At 56.3% G+C, this 26,113-nt stretch carries 26 protein-coding genes; 10 read left to right on the top strand and 16 right to left on the bottom strand.

Features of this window, described 5'->3' with window-relative positions:
- The first annotated feature begins 53 nt into the window (after nt 1–53).
- The gene (locus M2416_RS01635) at nt 54–1,268 is read left to right on the top strand and encodes an MFS transporter (protein ID WP_259221766.1); all 1,215 of its coding nucleotides are present in this window, start codon (nt 54–56) and stop codon (nt 1,266–1,268) included.
- Between the two features lie 33 nt (nt 1,269–1,301).
- Here M2416_RS01635 and M2416_RS01630 read toward each other — a convergent pair whose 3' ends face one another.
- Nucleotides 1,302–2,081 carry an SDR family oxidoreductase gene (locus M2416_RS01630; RefSeq protein WP_076945232.1) on the bottom strand — a complete coding sequence of 260 codons (780 nt, stop codon included), beginning with the start codon at nt 2,079–2,081 and terminating at the stop codon, nt 1,302–1,304.
- Nucleotides 2,081–2,392 carry a nuclear transport factor 2 family protein gene (locus M2416_RS01625; protein WP_076945233.1) on the bottom strand — a complete coding sequence of 104 codons (312 nt, stop codon included), beginning with the start codon at nt 2,390–2,392 and terminating at the stop codon, nt 2,081–2,083. Before M2416_RS01625 ends, M2416_RS01630 begins: the two co-directional genes overlap by 1 nt.
- Nucleotides 2,393–2,492: 100 nt before the next feature.
- Between M2416_RS01625 and M2416_RS01620 the strand changes: the two genes are divergently transcribed.
- The gene (locus M2416_RS01620; protein WP_259221765.1) at nt 2,493–3,410 is read left to right on the top strand and encodes a LysR family transcriptional regulator; all 918 of its coding nucleotides are present in this window, start codon (nt 2,493–2,495) and stop codon (nt 3,408–3,410) included.
- Between the two features lie 6 nt (nt 3,411–3,416).
- On the opposite strand, the gene purB is transcribed toward M2416_RS01620, so the two are convergent.
- The 5 genes from purB to rluE all read right to left on the bottom strand — a co-directional run bounded on the left by purB (nt 3,417) and on the right by rluE (nt 7,898).
- Nucleotides 3,417–4,787, bottom strand: a complete 1,371-nt coding sequence (gene purB, locus M2416_RS01615) for an adenylosuccinate lyase (protein ID WP_076945235.1) — start codon at nt 4,785–4,787, stop codon at nt 3,417–3,419.
- Nucleotides 4,788–4,790: 3 nt separating this feature from the next.
- On the bottom strand, nt 4,791–5,432 hold the full coding sequence (gene hflD, locus M2416_RS01610; protein ID WP_041145013.1) for a high frequency lysogenization protein HflD: 642 nt from the start codon (nt 5,430–5,432) through the stop codon (nt 4,791–4,793).
- A gap of 58 nt (nt 5,433–5,490) precedes the next feature.
- The gene (gene mnmA, locus M2416_RS01605; protein ID WP_139339378.1) at nt 5,491–6,597 is read right to left on the bottom strand and encodes a tRNA 2-thiouridine(34) synthase MnmA; all 1,107 of its coding nucleotides are present in this window, start codon (nt 6,595–6,597) and stop codon (nt 5,491–5,493) included.
- Nucleotides 6,598–6,782: 185 nt separating this feature from the next.
- Nucleotides 6,783–7,229 (bottom strand): NUDIX hydrolase, encoded by a 447-nt coding sequence (locus M2416_RS01600; RefSeq protein WP_259221763.1) that lies wholly within the window; start codon nt 7,227–7,229, stop codon nt 6,783–6,785.
- Between the two features lie 18 nt (nt 7,230–7,247).
- A complete protein-coding gene (gene rluE, locus M2416_RS01595; RefSeq protein WP_259221761.1) occupies nt 7,248–7,898 on the bottom strand; it encodes a 23S rRNA pseudouridine(2457) synthase RluE in 651 nt (216 codons plus the stop codon).
- Between the two features lie 233 nt (nt 7,899–8,131).
- On the opposite strand from rluE, the gene icd reads away from it, so the two are divergent.
- On the top strand, nt 8,132–9,382 hold the full coding sequence (icd, locus tag M2416_RS01590; protein ID WP_041145017.1) for an NADP-dependent isocitrate dehydrogenase: 1,251 nt from the start codon (nt 8,132–8,134) through the stop codon (nt 9,380–9,382).
- Nucleotides 9,383–9,691: 309 nt separating this feature from the next.
- On the opposite strand, the gene M2416_RS01585 is transcribed toward icd, so the two are convergent.
- On the bottom strand, nt 9,692–10,318 hold the full coding sequence (locus M2416_RS01585; RefSeq protein WP_259221760.1) for a hypothetical protein: 627 nt from the start codon (nt 10,316–10,318) through the stop codon (nt 9,692–9,694).
- Between the two features lie 250 nt (nt 10,319–10,568).
- Nucleotides 10,569–11,684 (bottom strand): nickel/cobalt efflux protein RcnA, encoded by a 1,116-nt coding sequence (locus tag M2416_RS01580; protein ID WP_076945496.1) that lies wholly within the window; start codon nt 11,682–11,684, stop codon nt 10,569–10,571.
- A gap of 123 nt (nt 11,685–11,807) precedes the next feature.
- On the opposite strand from M2416_RS01580, the gene rcnR reads away from it, so the two are divergent.
- A complete protein-coding gene (rcnR, locus tag M2416_RS01575; protein ID WP_045854885.1) occupies nt 11,808–12,080 on the top strand; it encodes a Ni(II)/Co(II)-binding transcriptional repressor RcnR in 273 nt (90 codons plus the stop codon).
- Between the two features lie 821 nt (nt 12,081–12,901).
- Nucleotides 12,902–15,076, top strand: a complete 2,175-nt coding sequence (locus M2416_RS01570; protein ID WP_076945239.1) for a TonB-dependent siderophore receptor — start codon at nt 12,902–12,904, stop codon at nt 15,074–15,076.
- Between the two features lie 62 nt (nt 15,077–15,138).
- Here the strand turns inward: M2416_RS01570 and iraP are convergent, their stop codons facing one another.
- Nucleotides 15,139–15,480, bottom strand: a complete 342-nt coding sequence (iraP, locus tag M2416_RS01565; protein ID WP_076945240.1) for an anti-adapter protein IraP — start codon at nt 15,478–15,480, stop codon at nt 15,139–15,141.
- A 481-nt stretch (nt 15,481–15,961) separates the two neighbouring features.
- Here iraP and M2416_RS01560 point away from each other — a divergent pair, with 481 nt between their 5' ends.
- Nucleotides 15,962–16,177: a hypothetical protein gene (locus M2416_RS01560; RefSeq protein WP_139339379.1), complete on the top strand. Its 216-nt coding sequence runs from the start codon at nt 15,962–15,964 to the stop codon at nt 16,175–16,177.
- Between the two features lie 118 nt (nt 16,178–16,295).
- Here M2416_RS01560 and M2416_RS01555 read toward each other — a convergent pair whose 3' ends face one another.
- On the bottom strand, nt 16,296–17,090 hold the full coding sequence (locus M2416_RS01555; protein ID WP_259221758.1) for an AraC family transcriptional regulator: 795 nt from the start codon (nt 17,088–17,090) through the stop codon (nt 16,296–16,298).
- A 77-nt stretch (nt 17,091–17,167) separates the two neighbouring features.
- Here M2416_RS01555 and M2416_RS01550 point away from each other — a divergent pair, with 77 nt between their 5' ends.
- Genes M2416_RS01550 through M2416_RS01540 form a run of 3 tightly spaced genes read left to right on the top strand, consistent with a single transcriptional unit; the run spans nt 17,168 to nt 20,296 of the window.
- The gene (locus M2416_RS01550) at nt 17,168–19,231 is read left to right on the top strand and encodes an FUSC family protein (protein WP_259221757.1); all 2,064 of its coding nucleotides are present in this window, start codon (nt 17,168–17,170) and stop codon (nt 19,229–19,231) included.
- Nucleotides 19,221–19,436, top strand: a complete 216-nt coding sequence (locus tag M2416_RS01545) for a DUF1656 domain-containing protein (RefSeq protein ID WP_259221755.1) — start codon at nt 19,221–19,223, stop codon at nt 19,434–19,436. Before M2416_RS01550 ends, M2416_RS01545 begins: the two co-directional genes overlap by 11 nt.
- Nucleotides 19,433–20,296 carry an efflux RND transporter periplasmic adaptor subunit gene (locus M2416_RS01540; RefSeq protein ID WP_259221754.1) on the top strand — a complete coding sequence of 288 codons (864 nt, stop codon included), beginning with the start codon at nt 19,433–19,435 and terminating at the stop codon, nt 20,294–20,296. Before M2416_RS01545 ends, M2416_RS01540 begins: the two co-directional genes overlap by 4 nt.
- 5 nt (nt 20,297–20,301) lie before the next feature.
- Here the strand turns inward: M2416_RS01540 and M2416_RS01535 are convergent, their stop codons facing one another.
- From M2416_RS01535 to M2416_RS01525, 3 genes are all read right to left on the bottom strand, one after another.
- The gene (locus tag M2416_RS01535) at nt 20,302–21,333 is read right to left on the bottom strand and encodes a methionine synthase (protein WP_076945245.1); all 1,032 of its coding nucleotides are present in this window, start codon (nt 21,331–21,333) and stop codon (nt 20,302–20,304) included.
- Nucleotides 21,334–21,359: 26 nt separating this feature from the next.
- Nucleotides 21,360–22,337: a DUF1852 domain-containing protein gene (locus M2416_RS01530; protein WP_259221749.1), complete on the bottom strand. Its 978-nt coding sequence runs from the start codon at nt 22,335–22,337 to the stop codon at nt 21,360–21,362.
- A 288-nt stretch (nt 22,338–22,625) separates the two neighbouring features.
- A complete protein-coding gene (locus M2416_RS01525; protein WP_259222856.1) occupies nt 22,626–23,156 on the bottom strand; it encodes a VOC family protein in 531 nt (176 codons plus the stop codon).
- Nucleotides 23,157–23,582: 426 nt separating this feature from the next.
- On the opposite strand from M2416_RS01525, the gene M2416_RS01520 reads away from it, so the two are divergent.
- Nucleotides 23,583–24,122: a DUF2058 domain-containing protein gene (locus M2416_RS01520; RefSeq protein ID WP_041145028.1), complete on the top strand. Its 540-nt coding sequence runs from the start codon at nt 23,583–23,585 to the stop codon at nt 24,120–24,122.
- 150 nt (nt 24,123–24,272) lie between these two features.
- Here M2416_RS01520 and M2416_RS01515 read toward each other — a convergent pair whose 3' ends face one another.
- Together M2416_RS01515 and M2416_RS01510 are read right to left on the bottom strand one after the other, a co-directional pair.
- Nucleotides 24,273–24,755, bottom strand: a complete 483-nt coding sequence (locus M2416_RS01515) for a cold-shock protein (protein WP_041145029.1) — start codon at nt 24,753–24,755, stop codon at nt 24,273–24,275.
- Between the two features lie 191 nt (nt 24,756–24,946).
- Nucleotides 24,947–26,002 carry an SDR family oxidoreductase gene (locus M2416_RS01510; protein WP_259221747.1) on the bottom strand — a complete coding sequence of 352 codons (1,056 nt, stop codon included), beginning with the start codon at nt 26,000–26,002 and terminating at the stop codon, nt 24,947–24,949.
- Nucleotides 26,003–26,113 lie beyond the last annotated feature (111 nt).

Here is a 26,113-nt window from a genome sequence, read left to right as displayed (position 1 = left end):
CTCTAGCCTTCAAGTGGTTTTATTTTGAAACCAGATTAGTGAGGCAGAGAATCATGAAGGCATCCATTGCATCCCTGGCACCCGCTGACCCGGCCGCGGCTATGCCCGCAGGCCTGGTCTGGCTGTTCGCTATCGCCAGCGGCCTGAGCGTCGCAAACGTCTATTACGCCCAGCCGTTGCTCGATGCCCTGGGGAGGGAGTTTGCTATCAGCGACGCCTCCGTCGGCGGCGTGGTAACGGCGACCCAGATTGGCTGCGCGCTGGCGCTATTGCTGCTGGTGCCGCTTGGCGATCGGCTAAATCGCCGTCGGCTGATGGGCGCGCAGCTGATCCTGCTGATCGCCGCGCTGGTGGCGGTCAGCGCCGCAACGTCGGCGCTTATGCTGCTGGTCAGCATGCTGGCGGTAGGCCTGCTGGGCACCGCGATGACCCAGGGGCTGATTGCCTATGCCGCCAGCGCCGCCGGGAGGCACGAGCAGGGGCGGGTGGTCGGCGCCGCCCAGAGCGGGGTGTTTATCGGCCTGCTGCTGGCGCGGGTATTCTCCGGCGGCATCAGCGACCTCGTCGGCTGGCGCGGGGTCTATCTCTGCGCCGCGCTGCTGATGCTGGGTATTGCCCTGCCGCTCTGGCGACGGCTGCCGGCGCTGGCTGCGGCAAGGAGTCCGCTGAGCTATGCCCAGCTGCTGGCATCGATGCTGACGCTGCTGCGTCAGGAGAAAATACTCCAGGTTCGCGGCGTGCTGGCGCTGCTGATGTTTGCCGCCTTCAATATCTTCTGGTGCGCGCTGGTGCTGCCGCTGAGCGCGCCGCCCTATAGCTACTCCCATACCGCTATCGGTGCCCTGGGGCTGGTGGGGGTTATCGGGGCGCTGGCCGCCGGCCGAGCCGGGAAGTGGGCCGACAGGGGCTACGGGCAGCGCACCAGCGCCGCGGCGCTGGCGATCCTGCTGCTCGCCTGGTGGCCGCTGGCGCTGATGGCGTGGTCGCCGGTGGCGCTGCTTCTCGGCATCGTGCTGCTGGATCTGGGCGGCCAGGCGCTGCACGTGACCAATCAGAGTATGATTTTTCGCACCCGGCCAGAAGCCCACGGCCGGCTGGTGGGCCTCTATATGCTGTTTTATGCCGCCGGCAGCGGCATGGGCGCCGCCGCTACGACGGCGGTATACGCCGCCGCCGGATGGCAGGGGGTGTGCCTGCTGGGGTCCGCCGTCAGCCTGCTGGCGCTCATGTTCTGGTTTGCGACCCGCCGCGTGGCGTCCGGCAAATAGGCCGCCACGCGCGCCGTTCCCCGCACGCTGAGCTTAGACGGTTGGGATGGTGCCGCCGTCAATAACGTACTCGGCGCCGGTGATGGCGCTGGCGCGCTCGGAGGCCAGGAAGGCGATCAGATTGGCTATCTCATCTGGCCGGCAGGGGCGGCCGAGCGGAATGCCGCCGAGGGCGTCCATGATGATCTTTTGTCCGCCGGCGTAGTCAGTACCCGCCTGCGCCGCCAGCCGGTTGGCTAAGCCGACGGCGGCTTCGGTTTCAATCCAGCCGGGGGAGACGCTAAGCACGCGCACGCCTGCCGGCGAAACCTCCTTGGAGAGGCTTTTGCTGTACACCGATAGCGCGGCCTTGGCGGCGGCGTAGGCGGTGGTCGCTTCCGGCAGCGGCAGGGTCCGCTGGATGGAGGAGACGTGAATAATCACCCCGGACCGTCTTTCGAGCATCTCAGGCAGCAGGAGCCGATCGAGGCGCACCGCCGGAAACAGATTAAGCGCCAGCTCCCGCTGCCACTGCGCGTCGTCGAGCGCGGCAAACCCGCCCGCCGGCGCGGAAGAGCCTCCCAGCATATGCACGATAATATCGACGCCGCCCAGCTGCTCCTGTACCCCCTTTGCCAGCAGGGCGCAGCCCGCCTCGTCGCTCAGATCGGCTTTGACAAAGAGCGCCTCCGAGGGGACGGCGGGCGGATGGCGGGCGCAGGTGAGCACCCGCGCGCCGAGCTGGCTGAACAGCGCGACGGTGGCGGCGCCGGCGCCTTTGGTTCCGGAGGTGATCAGCACGCGTTTGCCGCTGAAAGTCAGAAAGTCAGCCATTATTTAATCTCCAGGCGGGCGATGCGCGCATCCGCCAGCTGAAAGCGGTAGTCGAGCACCACCGGGCTGCCGGGGAAATTACCGCTCACCCTGGCGCGTACCGTCACGATATCGTCCTGGCTCAGGGCTTCGAAGGGCTCGGCAACGAACTGATACTGCGCTCTTGCCGCGATCCGCCATGCCCGAATGGCCTGACGTCCGCGGTAGGTATGACCCTCATCGCGGACCACGGCGTCGGCGGTGAACGCTTCGGCAATCGAATCTTCATCATGGGCGGTAAAAAAAAGCTGGACGGCTGCGGGTATATTCATCGGTAAACTCCGGTAATTAAATGACCCGCTTACTGTAAGAACTCTTTATAATTTAAACAATTGGGCCCAGCCGGGATGCCACAATGAAGGAATCGGGATAATGTCGCGTATTGCGCTCACTGATTTAGATGCTGTGATGGCGATTGCTCGCCGGGGAACGTTTCGGGCGGCGGCCATTGAACTCGGGGTGTCCACTACCGCGCTGAGCCATGCCGTTGCCAAGTTTGAGGCCAGCCTCGGCGTGCGGCTATTTAATCGCACCTCGCGCAGCGTGGCGTTGACCGATGCCGGGCAGCTGTTCATCGCGCGCATGGGCCCTTCGCTGCAGGGCGTTCACGACGCGCTGACGGAGGTGCGTTCGCGGCGGAAGACCCCGTCGGGCGTGCTGCGGATAAACGCGCCGCCGTTTGCCGGGCGCGCGATTCTGACTCCGCTGGTGCTGGAGTTTCTGCGGCGCTATCCGGAGATGCACGTCGATCTGGTGACGGAGGGGCGGCTGATAGATATCGTCGCCGAGGGTTTTGATATCGGAGTCCGCGTCGCCCATTTGATACCCAATGACATGATCGCCCTCTCCCTCGGCCAGCCGCAGCGCTATGCGGTGGTCGCCTCCCCGGGCTATTTGGCCAACCGCGAGGCGCCGCGCGAGCCGGCGGACCTGCAAAATCATCCGTGCATTCGCGTGCGGCTGCCGGACGGCTCTCTTTATCGCTGGCATCTGGAAAAGCAGGGGGAGGTGGTCCATCCGCAGATCGATGGCCCGCTAACGCTGGACGAGGCCTCTCTGGCCCGCGCTGCGGTGCTTGAAAACGTCGGGATCGGTTTTTTTCTGCAGCAAAACGTGATGGATGACATTGCCGCCGGGCGGCTGGTTCGGCTGCTGTCGGACTGGACGCCGCCGTTTCCGGGGCTGTGTCTTTACTATCCCGGTCGGCGCAATCCGTCTGCCGGACTGACCGCTTTTTTGGCGCTGGCGCGCGAGGTGGCAAAACCCTCTTCCCCTGCGGGAAGAGGGTAGCGGGGCTTACTTCAGCTCGTCAACCATGGTGGTCGCGCGGCCGATATAGTTGGCCGGCGTCATGGCCTTGAGGCGCACTTTTTCGTCTTCCGGCAGCGGCAGACTGTCGATGAACTGCTGCATGCCTTCGGCGTCCACGCGCTTACCGCGGGTCAGCTCTTTCAGCTTTTCGTACGGCTTCTCGATCCCGTAGCGGCGCATCACGGTCTGAATCGGCTCGGCCAGAACTTCCCAGTTGTGATCCAGCTCGTCGAGCAGGCGATCGCCGTTCAGCTCCAGCTTGCTGATGCCTTTCAGAGTGGATTGATAGGCGATCAGGGAGTAGCCGATACCGACGCCGAGGTTACGCAGGACGGTGGAGTCGGTCAGGTCGCGCTGCCAGCGGGAGACCGGCAGCTTGCTTGCCAGGTGCTGCATCATGGCGTTAGCCAGGCCCAGGTTGCCTTCGGAGTTTTCGAAGTCGATAGGGTTGACCTTGTGCGGCATGGTGGAAGAGCCGATTTCACCGGCGATGGTTTTCTGCTTGAAGTGGTTGAGCGCGATGTAGCCCCACACGTCGCGATCGAAATCGATCAGGATGGTGTTGAAGCGCGCCATGCAGTCGAATAGCTCGGCGATATAGTCGTGCGGCTCGATCTGCGTGGTGTACGGGTTCCACTGAATACCCAGGGAGGTGACAAACTCTTCGCTGAACTGGTGCCAGTCCACTTCCGGATAGGCGACGATGTGGGCGTTATAGTTGCCGACCGCGCCGTTAATTTTGCCGAGGATCTCGACCTGGTTCAGCTGACGGTACTGACGCTCCATGCGGTAAGCGACGTTAGCCATCTCTTTACCCATGGTGGACGGCGTCGCCGGCTGGCCGTGAGTACGGGAGAGCAGCGGCACGTCGCGGTACTGCGTGGCGAGATTTTTTACCGCGTCAATCATCTGGCGCCAGTAGGGCAGGATCACTTCGTCGCGGGCGGTTTTCAGCATCAGCGCGTGGGACAGGTTGTTGATGTCCTCGGAGGTGCAGGCGAAGTGAATAAATTCGGAAACCGCGTGCAGCTCGGCAATGTCGGCCACTTTTTCCTTGAGGAAATACTCTACCGCCTTCACGTCGTGGTTAGTGGTGCGCTCGATGGTTTTGATACGCTGCGCATCTTCTACGCTGAAATCAGCAACGATTTTATCAAGGAAACCGATTGCGTCAGCAGCAAAAGCAGGAACTTCCTTGATCGCTGCGTGCGCGGCTAGTTTTTGCAGCCAGCGTACTTCTACCTGAACACGGAACTTCAGCAAACCGAATTCGCTGAAGATACCGCGCAGCGCGCTGACTTTATCGCCGTAGCGTCCATCGACAGGGGAAACGGCGGTCAGTGAGGATAATTCCATAGATCATAACTCCGGGGTTAAATGAGCAAGAATTTGTTTTGCCTGGTTAACCAGACGATTACGAGAAAACATGAGCTGCAGACGTCCGCCGCCAACCTGGTTCCACAGCACCGCCGCGCGGATGCCGGCCAGCAGCGAGGCGCGAACCTTCGCCTGCACCTGCGGGCTTTGCAGCACGGCGGGAGAACCGGTGACCTGGATGCGCGGTCCCAGCGGGCTGATAACGTCTACGTAGATGCCCGCCATGGCGCTGAGCAGGGTTTCAGACTGCAGATCGAAATGTTCCAGCTGGCGGTGCAGGCCGGCGATGCGGTTGCCAAGGGTATCCATGGCGCCTTTGCCTGCCGCAAGCTTACGTTCAAGCACCATCATGCTTAAGGTGTAGCGGGTCAGTTCGGCGTTCAGCCCCTGACGGCTGCCGGTGTTGAGGACGCCGAGCAGGGTTTCAAGCCCGAGGCGAAGATTGGCTTCACTGCCACCGAACACCGCCAGGGTTGAATCCGGGTTGAGGTCGATGATGCTGTTCAGCGAGACGTGCAGGGCGTCGCTATCGCAATGCCCCTGGTGCGCCAGCTGCTGAACCAGACGGGCTGCCTGGCAAACGCCAGCCAGCGCCAGCGTGATGTCATAGTAATTCTTCGCCACACGTGCTCCTTGTAAGCCGCCGGTAGCGGATTCAGCTATCGGCGGTAAAAACTGTCTGTCAGGCCTGCAGCGGCAGGCGCTGTTCGATAACGCCGCCGCCGAGGCACACTTCACCGCTGTAGAAGACCGCCGACTGGCCCGGCGTCACCGCCGCAACCGGCTCATCAAAGATGACTTCGATGCGCTCGTCGTCCAGCGCCTTCACGGTGCAGGGGATATCGGTCTGGCGGTAGCGGGTTTTCACCGTGCAGCGCAGGGTGCCTTGCACCGGCTGGCGATCGACCCAGTGCAGCTGCTGGGCAATCAGCCCCACCGACATCAGGCGCGGGTGATCGTGACCCTGAGCGACCACCAGAATATTATTCTCGACGTCTTTATCGACGACGTACCACGGATCTTCGCTGCCCTCTTTGGTGCCGCCGATGCCGAGGCCCTTACGCTGACCGAGGGTATGGTACATCAGCCCCTGATGCTCGCCGATCTCCTCGCCGTCCACGGTGAGGATTTTACCCGGCTGGGCGGGCAGGTAGCGGCCAAGGAATTCGCGGAACTTGCGTTCGCCGATAAAGCAGATGCCGGTAGAGTCTTTTTTCTTCGCGGTGATGAGGTCCAGCTCTTCGGCGATTTTACGTACCTGCGGCTTTTCCAGCTCGCCGACCGGGAACAGGCTCTGGGCGATCTGTTCGTGGCCGAGGGTGTAGAGGAAGTAGCTCTGGTCTTTGTTACCGTCGAGCCCGCGCAGCAGCTGGCTTTTGCCGTTAACGTCGGCGCGGCGCACGTAGTGGCCGGTGGCGATATAGTCGGCGCCAAGATCTTCTGCCGCGAACTCGAGGAAGGCTTTAAATTTGATCTCTTTGTTGCACAGAATATCCGGGTTCGGCGTGCGTCCGGCTTTATATTCAGCCAGGAACAGTTCAAACACGTTGTCCCAGTATTCGGCGGCAAAGTTGACGGTGTGAAGCTCAATGCCGAGCTTATCGCAGACGGCCTGCGCGTCAGCGAGATCGGCGGCGGCTGTACAGTATTCCTCACCATCGTCTTCTTCCCAGTTCTTCATGAACAGGCCTTCGACCTTGTAGCCTTGCTGGATCAGCAGCCAGGCGGAAACCGAGGAGTCGACGCCGCCGGACATGCCGACGATCACTTTTTTTGGATTTTCTGACATTGGAATACTCACCACATTGAACTTCAAGGCGGCATATTCTAGCACGCAGTCGCGGCTCAGGCACCCCCTCAAGGGGGCATACTTTGCGTGCCGCTGCGTTGACCGGCCTTATCTCCGCGGGGATAGCGCGCGTGCGCGCCAAAAGTGCCGCCGCCTCCCGCCAGCGCCGGCTCCGGTTTTGCGTGTTAAAACGGCCAGTTAAAGGCGCCGATCAGCGACAGCGGGTGGCGCGGATCGCCCTGGTAGCTGCGGATACTTTCTGCCACCAGCTGAGAGCGCAGGTTGGGCGCGTGGAGTATCTCCTCGGCGCTTAGCCACAGGCAGCGGTCGATATCGTCGTCGTGCGGTTCGGTAGCGCAGGGTTCGTCAAGCTCGATGGCGAACAGAAAGCGCAGAAACGGCGTGCGGTCCGGGGCGATCCACTGATGCATGCGGATAAAGTGCTGGGGAGTAGCGCGGATCCCGGTCTCTTCCCACAGCTCGCGTTCGGCCGCCTGCACCAGGGTTTCATCCGCCTCGAGATGACCGGCCGGCTGGTTCCACAGCGCTTTGCCGTTGATGGTCTCTTCTACCACTAAAAACTTATCTTTAGCGTGCACGATGCAGGCTACGGTGACGTGCGGTTTAAACATATTCCACTCCTGGGATGATTATTCGACCTGACGCCACTGGCCGTTGTCCAGACCGTCGAGAGTATAGCCGCCCATCGCGTAGCGAATCAGGCGCAGCGTGGGGTAGCCCACGAGCGCGGTCATGCGGCGTACCTGACGGTTGCGGCCTTCATAGAGGGTGATTTGCAGCCAGCTGGTGGGGATCGCCTTGCGTTCACGGATGGGAGGATTGCGCGGCCACAGCCATTCGGGCTGCGCGACGCGCTCAATTTCGGCGGGCAGGGTGGGGCCGTCGTTAAGGGTGACACCGTCACGCAGCGCGGCCAGCGCTTCTGGCGTCGGTTCGCCTTCCACCTGGACGTAGTAAATTTTACCGGTGCGCTTGCCCGGCTGGGTGAGCCGCGCCTGGAGCGCACCGTCGTTGGTTAACACCAGCAGCCCTTCGCTATCGCGGTCAAGACGGCCCGCCGCGTAGACATTGGCGTGCGGAATAAAATCTTTTAGCGTGCTGCGTCCGGCTTCGTCGGTAAACTGCGGCAACACATCATAGGGTTTATTGAACAAGATCACGCTGGTTGGTTGGCGTTCTTTACGTTGTCTGGTGACTTGTTGTGAGCTGAATCGCTCAACGCGATGTTTTCTAAATGAAGTTTTCTGCATGGTATTTTCAGGCCCCGTCAATTGCCGCATTATAGCCTAATTACGAATGCCTTTCATGGATGCAAACATTCAGGTAGTATTGACATGCTCATCACAATTTTTTAACAAAAATATTGCTCAAACTGATTCGCGCTACTAGAAGGCGGCACGGACGCGAATCTCCGGTTAGCGGGATCACCCGGTAGCGGAGTGGGCGGATAAAGCCAACGCTCGGTTAGTGTGAAAAGGAAGAGCAGAACCAGAAGCGCTCGAAGGAGAGGTTAATGGAAAGCAAAGTAGTAGTTCCGGCGGAAGGTCAAAAAATCACCCTGAAAGATGGCAAACTGAACGTCCCTAACAACCCGATTATCCCGTTTATCGAGGGTGATGGTATCGGTGTTGATGTGACCCCAGCGATGCTGAAAGTGGTGGATGCCGCCGTTGAGAAAGCCTATAAAGGCGAGCGTAAAATTTCCTGGATGGAAGTTTACACCGGCGAAAAATCGACCCAGGTTTATGGCCAGGACGTCTGGCTGCCTGCCGAAACTCTTGATCTGATTCGTGACTATCGTGTTGCTATCAAAGGCCCTCTGACGACGCCAGTTGGCGGCGGTATTCGTTCTCTGAACGTTGCCCTGCGCCAGGAGCTGGACCTGTACGTCTGCCTGCGCCCGGTACGCTACTACCAGGGTACGCCGAGCCCGGTTAAACATCCTGAACTGACCGATATGGTTATCTTCCGTGAAAACTCAGAAGATATCTATGCGGGCATCGAATGGAAAGCAGACTCCGCTGAAGCCGAAAAAGTCATCAAATTCCTGCGTGATGAGATGGGCGTGAAGAAAATTCGCTTCCCGGAACATTGCGGCATCGGCATCAAGCCGTGCTCCGAAGAAGGCACCAAACGCCTGGTTCGTGCTGCTATCGAATATGCGATCACCAACGACCGTGATTCGCTGACGCTGGTACACAAAGGCAACATCATGAAGTTCACCGAAGGCGCCTTTAAAGACTGGGGCTACGAGCTGATTCGCGAAGAATTCGGCGGTGAACTGATTGACGGCGGCCCGTGGCAGAAGGTTAAAAACCCGAACACCGGTAAAGAGATCATCATCAAAGACGTTATCGCTGATGCCTTCCTGCAGCAGATCCTGCTGCGTCCGGCCGAGTATGACGTTATTGCCTGTATGAACCTGAACGGCGACTACATCTCTGACGCCCTGGCGGCGCAGGTTGGCGGTATCGGTATTGCACCGGGCGCGAACATCGGCGACGAGTGTGCGCTGTTCGAAGCGACCCACGGTACTGCACCGAAATACGCAGGTCAGGACAAAGTGAACCCAGGTTCTATTATCCTGTCCGCTGAGATGATGCTGCGCCACCTGCAGTGGTTCGAAGCCGCAGACCTGATCGTTAAAGGCACCGAAGGCGCAATCGCCGCTAAGACCGTGACCTATGACTTTGAACGTCTGATGGAAGGCGCTAAACTGCTGAAATGTAGCGAGTTTGGCGACGCGATCATCGCGAACATGTAATCCAGCCTCTGGGTTAGACAAAAACGGGAGCCATTGAGCTCCCGTTTTTTATGATTAGCTTTCGCATGGATATCTAAGCTTTATTAAGACAGGCTGTCAAAACCCCGCTATAACCTTCAGCACCTGCCCGGCGATAAGGTTTCGACAGCGAAACCGCCGGCTGAGACAGAAGTTATTCAGGCACAATAATCCAGGTTGTTGAAGGTCGAATCCCGGCGGCGGACCAGGGCTTTCTGGTTCACACCGGCGTCTGATTGCCTACATTTTCTAATCGAGAAATTATCAATAGTGACTACAGAAGAAAAATAACTAAAACTTTTCATTTTTTAGTTTTAATAAATAGGCATGAACTATTTTTCTGTTTTCCTCGCCGGAATCATAAAATTCTTTCAGCGGACAAATGATAGCGACTTTCCCTATATCCTCCTCCCGGAAAGGGTTTATTGATTCAGCGCAATAATTTTCACCGCTTAAAGCTTTTAAGTTAAATTTCTTATCCGCATGCGGCTTTTCTTTGAATTTATTTATGCCAATGAGAGTAAATCCATTGGCTGTTGAATAAACGATGTACCATGTTTTAATTGAATAGAAGATGGATCGTTTTAGCTTGAATATATCAGTAAGATCAAGTTCCTCCTGAGCGTGTAATTTTTTTAAAGCTCTTGATATGCATGTGCTAACTAACACAGAGTCTATCGCTATATTTAAAAATGCTATAGAGAATAAGGCAATGAATGAGATTGATAATAAATACACGAAAGCCTGGATAGCATTCTCTGAGTAAGAGATATAGGCAATAGAGAAAGCAAGAGCCAACCAGGTTAAAATATTTAAAATGGAGTCTTTTTTATTCGGCGACTTTATTAAGTTTATGATCACGTAAATCAGCAGGCTTAATATTATCGCACCAAAAAATATCAAAGAAAAATCTGGCATAGTGTTTCCTGACGGTTGACTTCTTTTTCCGGTTAACATCATACAGTTGAAAATACACCATTGTAAAACGCATACGCATTTATGCTTATCCCTAATTTAAGCTGGACGTTGATGGTAGCTGTTCAGATGGCAACTTTATGCCTGAAGGTGGAGCTTTAGCGCTCAATGGAAATTAGACGGAATATTCGACCTCAGCAAGCACATACTCAGGTCGAATTGCAAAGCGGGGCTGGAGAGAGTCTTCAGCGCGTTACTGCATGACGCCGCTCCAGCCGTGATAACCCATATAAATCCCCACCACAGCAATCAACACGCAGGAAAAATAGGGCGCACGTCGCGCCAGCGTATCGAGGCCACTCCAGCGCTTTGTCGCCTGCCGCACGCTGTATGCCGCAGCAGCACCGACCGTGACCAGGGTGATCGCCAGACCGACGCTGAAGCATAAAACCAGCGCCGCACCGAGCGAAAATTCTTTCACCTGGATGCAAAGCAGAAGCACTGTGATGGCCGCCGGGCACGGGATCAGTCCGCCCGTCAGACCAAAGAGGATTATCTGACCCGTGGTCACATTCCGGTTGGCAAAACGTTTTGCAATGTCGTTGGCGTGCGCTTTTTCATGCGCATCCTGGTACTCCTTTGATGATGCATCTACTCCTGCCAGCGCCGAACGATCGTGATGGTGCTCATGGAATGTCAGGTCGTAGTCATGAACATGGCCGCGATGGCCCAGCGTCAGACGAACATCAAAGCTGTGCGGTTCAGGGATAGTCTTTGTGGACTCCATGAAACCGTCCATGTCGACAAAATCGAAAACCTGCGCGAAAGTGCCTTGCCCCCGGTTTGTCACCAGTGACACATCCCGTGCCTGCCAGCTGCGCCCGCTCAGGGTACGCAAACGCCAGTGCGCTAGCCGTCCTTCTGCAAAAATAGAGAGTTCGACTCTACCGTGGCCGGTATCAATAATCCGCGTTTCGGCATGATGATGGCCGTGCGTATGCTCTTCTTGCTGCTCCCGTTGCCACAGGCGCTCACCGCGCCAGGTACGCCAGAACATCCAGGCCGCAGTGCCCAGAATGATGACGGCAGAAATTAGCTGAAACCAGGGTTCGGCCGATTCAGCGGTAAATTTGCGGCTTATATACATGCCGCCTGCCGCAATCATCCAGACTATTACCGTATGCGAAAGCGTGGCGGCAAGACCCAGCATCACGGCCTGCTTCACCGTTCCGCGGATAGCGATGATAAAAGCCGCCATCATCGTTTTTGAGTGACCGGGCTCCAGTCCGTGCATGGCGCCGAGAAGGATCGCGCTGGGGATGAAGATCCAGGCGTTGCCCTGCTGCAAAAGCGTTGTGAATTCAAACATGAGGATGATCGACATCGTAGAATACGTGACAGGAATTCTACTCCCCCCCAGTACCAAATACTACCCCCCAGTAGAACGGCAATGATATAATCTCTAATAATTTACAGCTTTTAAGAGGGCGGCATGTCCCACACTATTCGTGATAAACAGAAACTTAAGGCCCGGGCGAGTAAAATCCAGGGACAGGTCGTTGCGCTAAAAAAGATGCTCGATGAACCTCATGAATGCGCTGCCGTACTGCAGCAAATTGCCGCCATTCGCGGAGCGGTCAATGGCTTGATGCGTGAGGTTATTAAAGGTCATCTGAGCGAACACATTGTTCATGAAGATAGTGAAGCAAAACGTGAGGGTGATTTAGACGTAGTGCTAAAAGTTTTAGACTCTTATATTAAATAATTCAGTTACCTGGCCCTCGCCTGCATTGTGGATTAATCAGGCAGCCTGGGCGATAAACTGAAGCGGTCAGCGGATGAGTGATTTTTAAACCTTAAATCATCCTCCGACGCCCTCGAAGCCACTACATGGCATATGTTGAAATCAGTCATCGGCTGGCAATTTTGGTGCTTGAAACCAGGCACTAATAATTCCGCACGATCCTCTCTGTAGCCCGACCCGGAATTCCTCTTCAGTTTGTACTTAATTCAAAATTAATATTGATCCTTGTATCCAGAATCGTGGACGGTTATTCGAACGGGCGGTCCTCGGCGCCAACGTCTGATTGTGACTGCAGCACATTGGTCAGGTCAGGGTCACAGCATTAGATTTAACTCATTCATCCGCAGGGTATTATGGCGCAATCGGGCGGGCCAGCGTCGGGCGTTGATGAAGGGCCAGTATTGGCGAAATAATGGTGCTCAATGTAAAGCTTTGTATGACCTTCTGCACAGTTTCTCCTCAATTTTCGGGCATTCACGGCAGCTGTTTTTGGCGCAACGCCGCTGCCATCGGGAAAAACCAGATAATTACAGGGCGTTATTACAGTTTTCATTACTATGATTTTTAAGAACATTAATTAATGTGCTGTGATTGAGTATTTTCCGATACGGGGTTCTTTTTTTAGTCCGGCGGCCGACTTACGTTTATTTACATATAAACCGCAACGCCATCAAATAATGTAGAAAAAAAGGAGGAGCTATTGCGGCATGTGTACAATGAGAATCACTCTCATTATCATAATCATTTACTTACAGATATTAACTCTTCTGGGGATTATTTAAGTGAATGTAACTTTAGATAAAAAGCGCCCAATTGCGCTGTTTTTGGCCGGCCTGCTCAGCTCACCCGTTTTTGCGCAAGAAGCCACGGAGAAATTGGCTGACGATGAAACGATGCTCGTCACCGCCGAGCAGGGGCTGAAACAGCAGCCCGGCGTATCGATCATCACCGAAGAAGATATTCAAAAAAGCCCTCCTGTTAACGATCTTGCCGACATCATTCGCAAAATGCCGGGCGTGAACCTGACCGGCAATGGCGCCAGCGGCAGCCGCGGTAACAATCGGCAAATCGACATCCGTGGCATGGGCCCGGAAAACACCCTGGTGCTGATTGACGGCGTGCCGGTGAGCTCTCGTAACTCCGTGCGCTACAGCTGGCGCGGCGAACGCGACTCTCGCGGCGATACCAACTGGGTGCCGGCGGAAATGGTGGAACGTATTGAGGTGATTCGCGGCCCGGCAGCGGCCCGCTATGGTTCTGGCGCTGCGGGCGGCGTGGTCAATATTATTACTAAACGCCCCACCAATGACTGGCATGGCTCGCTGTCTCTCTTCACCAATCAGCCGGAAAGCAGCAAAGAAGGTGACACCCGACGCGCTAACTTCAACCTCAGCGGCCCGCTGGCGGGTGACGCGCTAACGATGCGTCTGTATGGCAATATCAACCGCACCGATGCCGATGCCTATGACATCAATACTGCACAAAACGGTTCCTATGCTGCGGGTCGCGAAGGCGTGCGTAATAAAGATATCAGCGGCGTGCTCTCGTGGAAAATTACCCCGGCCCAGATCGTTGATTTCTCCTATGGCTATAGCCGTCAGGGCAATATCTACGCGGGCGATACGCAAAACAGCAACAGTAATAGCAGCGCTGGTGGCTTAGTCGAGTCGCTTTATGGCGATGAAACCAACCGTTTATACCGTCAAAACTATGGCATCACTCACAACGGTATTTGGGACTGGGGGACGTCCAGGCTTAACTTTAACTATGAAAAGACCAATAACACCCGCTTAAAAGAGGGCACCGGCGGCAGTACGGAAGGGATGATCAACAGCGATGTCTATTCGACCAGCCGGCTGGAAAGCTATCGGGCGGGTGGGGAGGTCAGCTTCCCGCTGCAGCTGCTGGTCGATCAAACGGTGACCCTGGGCGCGGAGTGGAACCGAGATGAGCTCAACGATCCCGCCTCTATGCAGTCGTCGAGCACTGACTTCTATTTACCGGGGAGCTCAGGCGATCCTTCCCAGCGCAGCAGTGAAAACTCGGCCACGATTAGCTCCCTCTATTTCGAGGATAATATTGCTGCGACCGACAGCACCGAGGTGATTCCGGGGCTGCGCTTTGACTATCACGATAATTTCGGCGCTAACTGGAGCCCAAGCCTGAATATTTCGCAGGGGCTGGGGGAATATTTCACCATGAAAGCCGGTATTGCCCGCGCGTTCAAAGCGCCAAATCTTTATCAGTCAACGCCGGGCTACCTGCTTTCTACGCGCGGCAACGGTTGCCCGATTGGCCTCAGTCAATGTTATTTACTGGGTAACGATAATCTCGATCCTGAAATTAGCGTGAACAAAGAGGTGGGGATTGAATTCAGTCATGCCGGCTACGCCGCTGGCATTACCTACTTCCGTAATGACTACAAAAATAAAATCGTGTCCGGCACTTCGGCTATTTACAGCAACGGTACCTATAACGTGCTGCAGTGGGAAAACGGCGGTAAAGCCATCGTTGAAGGGCTCGAAGGCAACCTGACCATTCCTCTGATTGCCGATACGCTGGAGTGGCGCTCTAACGCCACCTACATGTTCCGTTCTGAAAGCAAGAAGACCGGCAATCCGCTGTCGGTGATCCCGGAATTTACCATCAACTCCCAGCTGGAATGGCAGGCCACTGAAGATCTGAGCGCGAACGTTAACTGGACGCAATATGGCCGCCAGAAACCACGCCAGTATGCGGAAACGTCCCTGGAAAACAATAACGGTCTTTCACAACGTGAAATTAGCCCTTATTCCATCGTTGGCCTGAACGTTAACTATGATATCACCAAAAATCTGCGCGCCAATGCGGGTATCAACAACCTGTTTGATAAGCAGATCTACCGTGAGAACGCGGGGGCTTCAACCTATAACGAACCGGGGCGCGCTTATTACGCCGGCGTAACCATGTCGTTTTAATCAACGGGGCGGTCTTCAGGCCGCCCTCATTGTTTTTATTGCTCAGCTATTGGCTTGCCAGCTCAATCAGGGCGCGGATCGGAAGAGGGGGAAGAACCGCCCGTCGCTTCCGGGTTTATCTCATCGGCATGCGTGCTGATCAGCTGCGTCAGCGCGATTTGCTCCTGGAATTTTGTCAACAGAAGCTCAGCGTCCGTTTTCAGAACCTCTTCGGAAGATTCGAGAACGGAATTTATCGCCTTAGAAACGCTGCCAACCAGTTCTGAGACGCCGCCTTCCTTGCCGATGGCCAGCATTAAGGCGCTGATAAGTAATGACTGAGCTTCAACCTGAGCAGCAAGCTGTTTGCTTTCCGCGTCCATAGAAGAGATTTTCGCGATTATGCTGAGAATGACATTGTTCATGATACTCCTCAAATCAATAAGATAAACGGGGTTGCCGATGGCTATCTTCGTTGTTGGTGCGGCGAAATACCCATAGCACATAAATATGCCAGAAAAAATATCTTCAGTGTTAGCAGGGCCGCGATCTTGTCGTCATGTCGTCACAACACGGGCCGTGTTCCCGATGCGGATATCCTCAACCAGCGTTCACCGTCGGGCGTTCACCGGGGTCGGTACGCGAGCATACGTCATCTGAAAAAAGAGAATCAAGCAGAGAAGTACGTGTTTATATTAAGATGGTGCGGCTGTTATTTATCCTCATGCCTTAATAATGCCTATTTTGTTTAATTTTAAATAATTTTAGCGCTGCGGTGATGTGTAAAAATAAACTTTATCAATGCGGTTGTTCTGCTCTGAAAATAACAATAAGATATTTTTTAGCAATAAGTTTCAACAACGTCCGGCGCTGATAATATCAGGCCAGCTTAATAGAGATAATACGATGAAAAAAATCATTCTGGCCCTGGCCTTCGCTACCGTTGCGCTTCCTGCCTTTGCTAATCATCCCGTCGCCCGCACCACCATTGTGGCTAAGTCCGACCACCCCGTTGCCGCCGCTGCCGTCACCGGCGATAACACCAAACATCCTGTCGCCACCGCCGATGCGCTGAGCTGCAATGACGGGCACTGTATTAAAGACGATAGCGTCCGCCGTTAATTCCGCAGATTGCTGAACCTATTTTTAGCCGGGCGCTGAGCGAGCAAGGAGCGGAATTTCCGCCCCAAATGCGGTGGTTAAAATATCGCCGTGAGCGCACGTTCATTCGTCTGCGCGGTCAGGAAGCCGCGGTTTTACGCTCGGCGAAATAGTGCGCCGGGGTGCTGCCCATCATTTTTCTGAACATGGTGATGAAGGCATTCACGGACTCATAGCCCAATTGAGCCGCGACGTTCTGCACGGAGGTGCCGCTGGCCAGCTCCCGTAGCGCAATAATCAGGTGCAGCTGCTGGCGCCAGCGCCCGAAGGTCAGACCCGTCTCGCGCTGCATCAGCCGCGCCAGCGAGCGCTCGCTGAGCGCCAGGCGCTTCGCCCATGCCTGCAGCGTGCTGCGATCCTCCGGATGACTCACCAGCGCATCGGCCATGGCGCGTATTTTGGCATTCGCCGAGACCGGCAGGCTGAAGTTCTGCTGCGGCATGGCGGCCAGCTCATCGAGCGTTACTCGGGTCAGCCTGGCGGCGTGGCTGTCTGCCGAATAGCCGACCTCCTCGCGGGTTAAGCGCTCGACCAGCTCTTTGATCAGCCCGGATACCGCCAGGGTACAGCAGCGTTCCGGCAGCGCCGCGGCGCCGGGCTCAATGAATAAATAGTTGAGATGCGCGTTCCACGTGGCTTTAGCGCTATGAGGGACGCCGCCGGGGATCCACACGGCGCAGTCGGGTGGGACGATCCACAGGTTGTTCTCCGCGCGACAGATAACGGCGCCGTAAAGCGCGATAATCAGCTGCCCCTTACGGTGGGTGTGGACCGGCACTTCCGCGGCGTAATCAACGAAATCAAGCTGCCGGGCGACCGCTGGCGATCCTGCGGCGTCCGGGTCAAAGAATGTGGTGGCGTATTGGGACGGCATCGTATTGGCAGTATTTAGGTATTTTTTGACAGAATATAGTATTTAATGAGATGCGCAACCCGGTAATAATTGCCGGCATGAGCCAAATAAACGATTGTCCCTCCCGCCTGCTGCGGGCTAAAAGCGTGTTCTTCCGTCGTGCGGGAGCGCTACTCTCCTCATCAGGCCTCCTGAGCGATGCCGATGCTCTGCTCTATTCCGCAAGAAGTTTTGCGGCCGCGATGCTGGCCTATTACCTCGCCTTATCTATCGGCCTGGAAAGACCCTCCTGGGCCATTATTACCGTCTACATTGTGTCGCAAACGTCGGTTGGTGCATCGCTGAGCCGGTGCGTCTATCGCCTGATCGGTACGATAGCCGGCGCCGGGGCGACCGTGCTGATCGTGCCGGCCTTTGTCAATACGCCGCTGGTCTGCAGCGCGGTGCTCGCCGGCTGGATTACCTTCTGTCTTTACCTGTCGCTGCTTGAGCGCACGCCCCGCGCCTATGCCTATCTGTTAGCCGGCTACACCGCCAGCCTGATCGGCTTTCCTGCGGTACTCGATCCCGGCGCCATTTTTGATGTCGCCATCACCCGGGTCCAGGAGATTGCCATCGGCATCTTCTGTGCAGCCCTGGTCCACAGGTACGTTTTGCCAAAGCGGCTATCCGGACTGTTTAACAGCAAGGTTGCGGATACGCTGCGCGCCGTGCGCCAGACCCTCGCCCACGCGCTTACGGGTAAACCCGATGAGGCCGCGGGTAGCCTGCAGCTGGCGCTGGCGCTACAGTTCCTGCAGGGCGTCAATCACCATCTCCCCTATGACTTTGCGATCCCGGGATTTGCCCGCAACGGCAGAAAAGCGATCCATGACCGGCTGGCGCAGCTGCTGGTGGTCAGCTGCGAATTACGCGATCGCCTGCAGATGAACGGCGCCATTCCGGGCGATCTGCAGCGGCTGCTGGAGGATGTCAAAACATGGCTGGCCTGCGAGGCGGCGGGGCAGCGGAAAATAGCGGGAGACGCTCTGGCAGAACGCAGCGCGCGCCTAACGGCGCGGCTCGCGGCCGATGCGCAGACGTTTGCCCGGTATCAGCAGCTGAGCCTGGCCCGTCACCTTCAGCAGGCAATCATCCTGCTGCAGCAGTGCGAGCGGCTCGCTGACGCCATCCGCCATGCGCAGCCCGGGCAAATAGCCGCCGAAAGCAGGGCGGTAACGGGCTACGTTTTCCACCGCGACGGCCTGTCGGCCGCGCGTACCGCGCTGGGTGCTTTCACGATAATAGCGAGCGGCTGCGCGGTCTGGATTTACTCTGCCTGGCCCGATGGCGGCACGGCGGTTTCCATTCTCGGAGTCTGCTGCACGCTGTTTGGCAGTTTCGATACTCCGGCGCCCCATATCGTTAAGTATATCGTCGGCTCGGCCTACGGCGTGGCGGCCAGCCTGCTCTACAGCTTCGTGCTCCTGCCCCAGATTACCGATTTCAGCGTGATGGTTGCGGCGCTGGCCCCGGTCTATTTGCTGGCCGGATCGCTGCAGGCGCGGCCGCCCACCACGTTTATGGCCATGGGGATTACGCTGACGCTGCCTATTTTATGCGAGCTGGGCCCTCACTACAGCGGCGACTTCGCGGTGGCGATCAACACGGCCATCGCCCTGTTTGCCGCCACCGGTTTTGCCGTGGCGAGCATGCGCGTGCTGCAAACGGTGCAGGCAGACTCTGCCATCAATCGCCTGCTGCGCATTTGCCGCCGCGACGTCAGGCGCAGCCTGAAGGGGACGTTTGCGCCGGATGAGGCGCAGTGGACGAATCTGATGATTGACCGCACGGCGCTCCTGCTGCCGCGCCTGCCGCGAAGCCGGCAATCGTCGGGGCAGGCGCTCAACCACATGCTGCACCATCTGCGCGTGGGGCTCTGCGCGATGCGGTTACGCCGCCTGCGTCTTCAGATGGGGAGCGAGGCGGCGAAAGAGATTAACGCGCTATTTTCCCGGCTGGCCCGTGGGGAAGAGGCCTCCGTTTTACGCCAGCGGATCCTGGCCATAGCGGAGCGCTATGCGCCGGCGACGGATGGCCTATCGCGTCGGCTGACGGACGAGCTTGTCGATCTGCACTGTGCCCTGAGCGAACAAAACAGGAAGCTATCCGATGATGAATGACGTTAATTTTGGCGGAGTCTTCGTTCCCGGCCTGCTGGTGGTCGCACTGGTGGCCCTGCTGTGCACGCTGCTGCTGGTGGCGTTTTCCGCTTTCAGCAGGCTATACCGCAGTTTGCCCTGTCGTCCACTGATTGGGCTTTCGACCTATATTTTCACCTTTTTCCTGCTGCTGCAGGGACTGAACGCGCTGGGGTTATTAGCATGAAGTCATTTTTGTCTCTACTGAGCCGCTACGCGCTGACGCTTATTGCGGTCGCGGCGGCATCCATTCTGGCTTTCATGATGTGGAAGCATTATGCCCAGAGGCCCTGGACCCGGGATGGCCGGGTTCGCGCGGATGTGGTGCGGATTGCGCCGGATGTTTCCGGGCCGGTGAACGGCGTGGCGGTGAGGGATAATCAGTGGGTCAATCGGGGCGATGTGCTCTATACCATCGATCCGCACTGGCTGAAGCTGGCGGTAGCCAGCGCCGAGGCCGAAGTTGAAGCCCGGCGCCATGAGATGTCCATGCGTCAGGGCGCAGCCCGCAGGCGCGCGCAGCTCAGCAGCGTGATTTCGCAGGAGGATTTACAGCAAACGGGCAGCGCGGCGAACGTCGCGGCGGCGAACTATCACGGCGCGCTGGCGGCGCTGGAGCTGGCGCAGCTCAACCTGGCTCATGCCACGGTTCGGGCGCCGGTCGCCGGCTACGTCACCCATCTCAGGCTGCGTCCCGGCGATTACGCCACCGCCGGAGTGACCACCGTTGCCGTTATCGATGCGCAGAGTTTCTGGGTAGTGGGCTATTTTGAGGAGACGAAGCTGCGCCATATTCGGGTGGGCAACAGCGCGCAGATCGCGCTGATGGGATTTGAAGCGACCATCGTCGGCCACGTTGAGAGTATCGGACACGGCATCGGCGACAGTAATGATGACACCGGCGGGCTGGGTCTACCGGAGGTAAACCCGACCTTCAGCTGGGTGCGGCTTGCGCAGCGGGTGCCGGTACGTATCCATATAGACAGGCTACCGGCAGGGGTTGAGCTGGTCGCCGGGCTGTCGGCGAGTATCGCCATTACCCCGTAACGCGACTACCCGTTGGCGAGCTCGCGGCGAATAATCTCCGCGCCCGCGCTTAGGGCGTTGAGTTTCCCCGTAGCTACCCGGCGAGAGAGGGGAGCCATGCCGCAGTTGGTCGAAGGGTAGAGCTTGTCGGCATCGACAAACTGCAGCGCTTTTCGCAGGGTAGCAGCGACTTCATCTGCCGTCTCGATGGTATTGGTGGCCACGTCGATGGCCCCGACCATCACTTTTTTACCGCGGATCAGTTCGAGCAGATCCATCGGCACGCGCGAGTTGTGGCACTCCAGCGAGATGATATCAATATTAGAGGTTTGTAGTTTGGGGAACGCTTCTTCGTATTGCCGCCACTCTGAGCCGAGGGTCTTTTTCCAGTCGGTGTTGGCCTTGATGCCGTATCCATAGCAGATATGTACCGCAGTTTCACATTTCAGCCCTTCGACGGCGCGCTCTAGAGCGGCGATCCCCCAGTCATTCACCTCGTCAAAAAAGACGTTAAAGGCGGGCTCATCGAACTGAATAATATCGACGCCGGCCGCTTCCAGCTCTTTTGCTTCCTGATTGAGAATTTTTGCGAATTCCCAGGCGAGTTTTTCGCGGCTTTTATAGTGGTTATCGTAAAGCGTATCGATCATCGTCATCGGCCCCGGCAGGGCCCATTTAATCGGCTGGCTGGTGAGCTGGCGCAAAAAGCGCGCATCTTCGACGAAAACGGGCTTTTGACGCGCCACGGCGCCAACGACCGTCGGAACGCTGGCGTCGTAGCGGTTACGTATTTTAACCACCTCGCGTTTCTCAAAATCAACGCCGCTGAGGTGCTCAATAAACGTGGTGACAAAGTGCTGACGGGTTTGTTCACCGTCGCTGACGATATCGATCCCCGCACGAAGCTGATCTTCCAGGGAGAGGCGCAGCGCATCCTGTTTCCCCTCGACGAGCTCCTCGTTGTGCAATTTCCACGGCGACCACAGGGTCTCAGGCTGCGCAAGCCAGGAAGGTTTCGGTAAGCTGCCGGCGGTTGAAGTCGGTAATAACGTTTTCATAATGGATGACCTTTATTTTCTATTAATCAAAGAGGGCAGCTAGCAGACCATTGCGCAAGAATATTGTGGTATGGTTTGATGAAATGCTCTTCGGTAAATTTTCCCTGCTCGATAGCCAGCCGGCTACGCTCTTCCCGGTCATAAACGATTTTGGTCAATGAATGATCCTGGTGATTCAGGTTGGGCTGATAGTATTGCCCTGCCGCGGAGTTGGCATTGTAAATCTCCGGGCGGTAAATTTTCTGGAATGTCTCCATGGTGCTGATGGTGGCGATCAGCTCAAGGTCGGTGTAATCGCTCAGCAGATCTCCGGTGAAATAAAAGGCCAAAGGCGCCGCGCTATTTTTAGGCATGAAATAGCGAACCGCTAAGCCCATTTTGCCGAAATACTCTTCGGTCAAAGACGATCCGTTTTGCTGGTATTCGATACCTAATACCGGATGCCGGTTGCCGGTCCGCTGATAGGTATCCTTACTTGAAATACTTAAACAGATGACCGGCGGCTTTTTAAAGCTCTCTTTATATTCGCGGGAGCTAACAAAGTTTTTAAATATATTGCCGTGCAGGACGCCGAAGTTGTCCGGGATGCTAAACTGCGGCTGGTTCTTATTGTGCTCTAACAGCACGACGCTAAAGTCATAATCTCTCACGTAGGACGAGAAATTATTCCCCGCAATACCGTCAAGGCGCTGCTGGGTCTTTTTATCAATAATATAGGGTTTTAAAATTTCGATCGCCGGGAAGGTTTCGCCGTTGGCTTCGAGCTTCATTTCAACAGAAATAATTTCAAGTTCGACGGCATAGCGATCGCCTTTAGGGTTATCCCAATGCGCCAGCGTATTAAAACGATTGTCAATCATCACCAGGGTGTTGCGCAAATTCTGCTGACGCTCTTTGCCACGGGCTAAATTCGCGAAGTTGGTAGTAATACGCGTATTTTCAGAAGGGTTATAGTTTTCATCGAAAAGAGTGCTCTTAACCGTAAACGTAAAGTCTTTATTCATCGCGATCTGGTATCCCTGGTTCTGACATGAAAACTGAACTTGCGTGGTGATTTTCCAGCAGCGGCTGGTGTTCTCGTCCGCCGCTGTTCATGTTGTCAATAAGTTAATATTGTGTATTTATGCCAGAGGCGTTAGATGAGCGAAAGCGAGTTAATTTCATTACAACATGAGCTATCTTCATGATCCGGGATCGGACTGAATGCGTCGGCGCCGCGCACGGCCCTGGAGTGGAGGATGTCCCCCGTCAACCGACGGGGGAAGGGCGCTACGCGGAGGCGTTGGCGGGGATTAGCTTTCGCAGAAGCGCAGCCTGTTACCAAAGGGATCGTGAACCTCGAGGGTTTTTCCCCACGCCTGGTGCACGATTTCCGGCCGCCCGTAGCCGTAATTCTTGTGTCTTAACTCATCCCTGAATAATTCAATGTTGCGCATCGGTATGAAAATTGTCGCTCCCGGGCTGGCGTCGCCGTGATGTTCAGAGAGATGAATCTGCAGGCCGTTTCGGCCGATCCCGAGATAAAGGGGGAGGTCTGGCGCGAAACGATGCTCGAATTCAACGCTGAAGGCGAGGAAATCGACGTAGAATTCGCGCGCTTTGCGCTCGTCAAACATGCGTAAAATAGGAATGCTTTTTTCAAATGAGACCGCAGCGGGCGCCGCCGGCGGATCTAACCTTGCCGCTGCCGTATTCCAGTCCTTATAGCCCAGCTGCTGCGCCACAATTTCAAGCGCGGAAGAGTGGGGGAGGGTGACGTTGCGCGACTCAAGGGTGTTGCGCAGTTTGGTTGCCATAAGCTTTGCCTGCTCGATCGAAAACATCATTTCTCCTGTCGTCAGGGCGTTTTGGCGCTCGCATTACCAAACCCCGATCGTCACAAGATGTGAGCTAAGCAACGTGGGTCAATGACGTGCTTTCACCTTTTTCTTCCGGAAGCGAGCGGCGGGCAGCACGGGCCAGGGATTAAAATATATAATGAGGGTCAATGACGCAAGCCCTGCGCCAGGCCGCTGTCCCTGAATGAAAAAGCGCTAACAGCGGGCGTCGGTTTCTTCGTCCGACCATCGCCGATCGCTGGCGTACCGCTTATCGCTGCCCGTAGGTTCTTAAGCGGCTTAACGCGGATGAGCGCTTTTGCTCGGGCGCGCCGTTTGGGAAACCCCTCGCAAACGGGGCAGGTGGCCTGGTATATCGGCTAAAATTACGGGTATAATCCCACGCATTATTCAACGGGTTCAGAAGCGGAAATGACAAAACTTACCTTACAAGAGCAGATGCTAAAAGCGGGTCTGGTGACCAGCAAGAAAATGGCTAAAGTCCAAAGAACGGCTAAAAAATCACGGGTTCAGGCGCGTGAGGCCAGAGAGGCGGTGGAAGAAAACAAAAAGACCCAGCTTGAGCGTGATAAGCAGCTGAGCGAACAGCAAAAGCAGGCCACCTTATCGAAAGAGTATAAAGCGCAGGTCAAGCAGCTGATTGAAATGAACCGAATCAGCGTCGCCAGAGGCAATATCGATTTTAACTTTACCGATAACAACTTAATTAAAAAAATCGTGGTCGATAAGCCAACCCACGCTCAGCTGATTAGCGGCCGTCTCGCCATCGCACGCCTGATTGCTGAGGGCAGCGGCGAGAACGAATACGCGATTATCCCCGCCGTCGTCGCCGATAAAATTGCCCAGCGCGATGCCAACAGCATTGTCTTAAACAGCGCGCTGAGTCAGGAAGAGCAGGATGAAGACGATCCGTACGCCGACTTCAAAGTGCCTGATGATTTGATGTGGTAAATCTGCCTGTACCGCCGCGTTCAGATGAAAAGTCCTGTCGGACTTTTCATTCACTCTGCGGTGCGGATAGCTTTTGCAAAACGCGGCCCTGGTCCCGGACGCTGCGCCATGCGCAGGCGGGGCTTTGGCAGCGGGCCCGTTCGCAGGTTCTCAGACCTTGAGCATTTTCACCGTGGCATCGACGTCTATCTCGTCTTCCGAGAAGATGAGCGTTGTTCCCTGGAAGGTGGTGATCGCCAGCTTTTTCAGCGCGCGCATTTCACCCGGCTCGGCGGCTGCCTTCGGCCGAATGCTGCCCATCAGCGCCCCCACGGAGAGCACCGCATTTTCTTTATCAATGCGGATATCGGCAGGCACTTCTTCGCTGTAGACCAGGTAAGACTTGATCGACGTGAGCTTAATGCGCTCGCCGGCGATATAGATATATTTGCTTTCCGGGGCCACCTTCACCGCATAGGCTGACAGGCCCTTGTTATTGGTCGTGGGCTCAAAAGTCACCGCCGCATCTTTCTTAATCAGCTCCGGATTGGCGACCTTAATCACATGAAAATAACGGTTATCGCCGTTTTCATCTTTGATAAATCCAAAGCCTTTATCTTTAAACCAGGTTGTGATTGTTCCGTTCATCGCCATTACCGCCTACTTAATCGTTTATCTACTGAGTTTTTGCAGCGCGCAGTGTAAAACACAATCCCTGCGCAGACTACGTCTTTGCTTTAAGTCTGGATGATAAATTTCAGCTATGCGAATAGGCGGCGGCCGGCTAACGGCGAATGAGCCGCGGCCAGGCTCATTCAGCGCGGGTTAACCCGCGCAGGCATCGCTCAGGGAATGAGCTTCAGCTGGCGGAACTGGGTAAACAGCTGAAAGAACATCTGCTCGGTTTCACAGTAATCATGGAAGCCGGCGCGGCGTATTTTGCTGCCATCGGCGAACATGTCGTAGTCCCAGCTGAAAACGAAATCGACGAATTCCCAGCCCGTAATGGCGCCGATATTGCTCTCCCTGAGCTGATATTTGGCCGCCATTTTTTGCCAGATGGCCGCTTTATCCGCCATCACCTCCTGCAGCGACATCGGCAGAGGCGGGGCGACCGGCAGATCGAACCAGGCGGCAATACGCGGCCACATCTCCTGCCAGCGGAACAGATCGCCATTATTGACGTTGAACGCCTGGTTCTCAGCCGCCTCGCTGGTGGCCGCCCACAGCGTCGCCCTGGCCAGCAGGCCGGAATCGGTCATCTCAATCAAGCTGTGCCAGGCGCCCGGTCGGCCGGGGAAGCGCAGGGGAATATTGAGCTCCTTGCAGATAGCCGCATACACCGCCAGCGACAGGGCAAGGTTCATCGGATTACCGGTGGATAGCCCGCCCACGACCGACGGGCGTAACGCCGTCCAGTGCCAGTTTGTTCCCGGCTGACGCGCTTCCAACAGCATCTGCTGCGCCACGTTGAACTCCGGGGGCATATGCCCCGCATCGCTTTCGCGCGCCGGGGTCTTAAACGGGCCAAGATGCGCGCCATAGACCTTATAGCCCTGCATCAGGCTGACGTGCACAAGCCGGGGCGACTGCTCGGCGGCGCTGAGCACGTTATCCAGCATCCTGAGGTTCGGCTCCACCAGTCCGGCCCAGCTATCGGCATGCTGATAGGCGGCATAAAACAGATGGCTGACCGGCAAATCCGCCAGCGCCGCCATCGTCGCCTGGCGATCGTGCAGGTCCACCGCCAGGTAGCGAACGCCGGGACGCGAGGCGCCTCCCCGCCGCGACAGCCCGATGACCTGCCAGCCGGAGCGCTCCAGCTCATCGATAAGCTTGTTTCCGGCGACGCCGTTGGCGCCGGCAACCACGGCCAAACGCTGATGTTGTTGAGTCTTCATGCTAAGCACCTCTTTGCGAGTCGAAAGTGAAACCTGAGCATGATTCATTAGCGATGAAGGCAGAAGAGGGGCGTTTGTAATAAGATTAATAACAAAATCTTTGAAGTGAAG

It is taken from the genome of Klebsiella sp. BIGb0132, from assembly GCF_024810075.1.
GTDB classification, from domain to species: domain Bacteria; phylum Pseudomonadota; class Gammaproteobacteria; order Enterobacterales; family Enterobacteriaceae; genus Klebsiella; species Klebsiella terrigena.
The sequence above is the reverse complement of the archived record's forward strand: the minus strand, read 5'-3'. Positions and strand labels throughout refer to the sequence as shown.